Origin of the sequence: Streptomyces hirsutus (assembly GCF_001418415.1) — a bacterium.
Classification (GTDB): domain Bacteria; phylum Actinomycetota; class Actinomycetes; order Streptomycetales; family Streptomycetaceae; genus Streptomyces; species Streptomyces hirsutus.
The window spans coordinates 1-2,339 of sequence record NZ_LIQT01000690.1; the positions used below are offsets into that span (position 1 = coordinate 1).

Consider the following 2,339-nt stretch of genomic DNA (forward strand, 5'->3'; position numbering starts at 1 on the left):
CTTGGGCGCACTGGTCCCCGGTGTACTCAGCCCCGAGTCGGCGACACGCATCCGGTGCGTGGTCCGGTCTCGGGAGGCCGGTTCCCTCACGACCTGGCCATATGGGTGTGGCCAGAGGCGAGGGGGAGGCCCCGAACCGTCACACGATCGAGCTAACGCGGCCTCGTGCGCACTTCCCGGCGAGCAGCTACCAACCCCTCCCCGGGCGCACCGGGGTTCACCTGAGCCCGCGGTGCACACCCGGGCTGCCCCCGGACGGCTCCGTCGGCCTCCCGATGTTGGCTCAAAAGACGCTTTCTCTTGGCCATTGACTATAGACATCACTGTACATACGCTCACCCTCATGTTCACGGTTGTCCCTATGCAATGAGGTGGGCGCATGGTCAAGGTGGCGGTTGTCGGAAGCTATGGGGCCGGGCTGACCATGCGGTTGCCCAGGTCTCCCGACGCAGGCGAGACCGTCTCGGGCGGGGTGTTTTCGCCGGGTCCCGGGGGCAAGGGAAGCAATCAGGCCATCGGTGCCGCCAGGCTCGGCGCACAGGTCTCCCTGCTGACCGCCGTCGGTGACGACGACTTCGGGCGGGCCGCTCGCGCACTGTGGCGCGAGGAAGGCGTCGCGGCGGATCACGTCCTGACGGCCGGCGCCCCGACGATGGTCGGCTTCATCCTGGTCGAACCGTCCGGGGAGAACCGCATCAGCATCGCCCCCGGCGCCCTGGACGAACTGGACGCGGCCGCCGTGGAGTCGTTCCACGCCGAGATCGCCGCCGCCGACATCCTCGTGGTCTCCATGGAGATCCCCGAGGCGGCCGTCGCCGCGGCGCTGCGCGCGGGCCGTCGAGCGGGAACCACGACACTGCTCAACCCGGCCCCCGCCCGCCCGCTGCCCGACGACCTCTGGCCGCTGATCGACGTGATCACTCCCAACCAGACCGAGGCCCCCGTGCTCCTCGGACTCCAGGAGGGGCACGGACTGGACGACGGGGAACTGACGCGCCGTCTGTGCGCGCTCACCGGCGGCGCCGCGGTCCTGACCCGGGGCGGAGAGGGAGCACTCGTCGCACAGGCGGGCGCCACGACACGGATTCCGCCGCACCCGGCCGAGTCCGTCGTCGACACCACCGGAGCGGGCGACTCCTTCACCGCCGCGCTCGCCGTGTCCCTCGCCGAGGGACGCCCCCTCACCGAGGCGGCGCACATCGCCGGGGTGGCCGGCGCCCACACCGTGACCATCGCCGGGGTCGTTCCCGCACTGCCGACCCGAGACCAGCTGAATGACCTGATGGGAACCGAACGATGACCACGACCACCGCGCCCGCGCAGCGGGAGTTCGCACTTCCACTGCGCAGAATGCTGCACGCCCGGGAGTCCGGTGTCTTCGCCGCGCTCGTCCTGCTCTTCGTGCTGGGCAGCATCCTCTCGCCGAGCTTCGCGCAGTCCGACAACCTGCTCTCGGTCGGTCAGCAGGTGTCCCAGATCGGCATCATGGCCATCGGCGTGACCTTCGTGATCCTCAACGGAGAGATCGACCTCTCCGTCGGCTCCACCTACGCCCTGTCGGCGATCTCGACCGGCATCCTGATCTCGGACGGCTGGAGCTGGGGCCTGGCGGCGTTCGTCGGACTCGCCGTCGGCGCGGTGGCCGGCCTGTTCAACGGCCTGGCGGTGGTCGTGCTCGGCGTGCCGTCGTTCATCGTCACCCTCGGCACGCTCAGCGTGTTCCGCGGCGTCGCCCTGCTCATCTCCGACGGCGCCCCGATCTCCCTCAGCTCCTCGCAGGCGGGCGTCGCGGACTTCAACCTGCTGGGGCAGGGCCTCCTGTTCGGCGTCATCCCGATGCAGTTCGTGTTCTTCGCCGTCATCGCCGTGATCGGCGCGGTGCTGCTGTCCCGTTCCCGCTTCGGCTTCAACACCTACGCCGTCGGCGGCAACCAGGAAGCCGCCCGGCTCGTCGGCGTCAACGTCAAGCGGGTCAAGCTGACCGCGTTCGTCCTCTCCGGATTCACCGCCGGACTCGCGGGCGTCCTCGGCCTGTCCTTCCTGTCCTACGTCCAGGGCGTCACGGGCCAGGGCATGGAACTCACCGTGATCTCCGCGGTCATCATCGGCGGTGCCGCGCTGTTCGGCGGCTCCGGCACCATCTGGGGCACCGTCATCGGCGTCGCCTTCATCGGCCTGCTCCAGAACATCCTCAACGTCAAGGGGATCTCCTCCTTCTGGCAGACCGTCGTGACCGGCCTGGTCATCGTCGCCGCGGTCGCCGCCGACACCTGGCAACGCCGGCGCAAGTCCCGCGCCTGACCGCCGCCTTCCTCCCCCTGCCCAGGACCCTCCCCGAC

2 protein-coding genes are annotated in these 2,339 nt (G+C 69.9%); both read left to right on the forward strand.

What is annotated here, in order from left to right:
• Window positions 1–379 precede the first annotated feature (379 nt).
• Complete coding sequence (locus tag AOK11_RS37495; protein ID WP_055598093.1) at window positions 380–1,300, forward strand: ribokinase; 921 nt, start codon at window positions 380–382, stop codon at window positions 1,298–1,300.
• Complete coding sequence (locus tag AOK11_RS37500) at window positions 1,297–2,301, forward strand: ABC transporter permease (protein WP_055598094.1); 1,005 nt, start codon at window positions 1,297–1,299, stop codon at window positions 2,299–2,301. Before AOK11_RS37495 ends, AOK11_RS37500 begins: the two co-directional genes overlap by 4 nt.
• Window positions 2,302–2,339 lie beyond the last annotated feature (38 nt).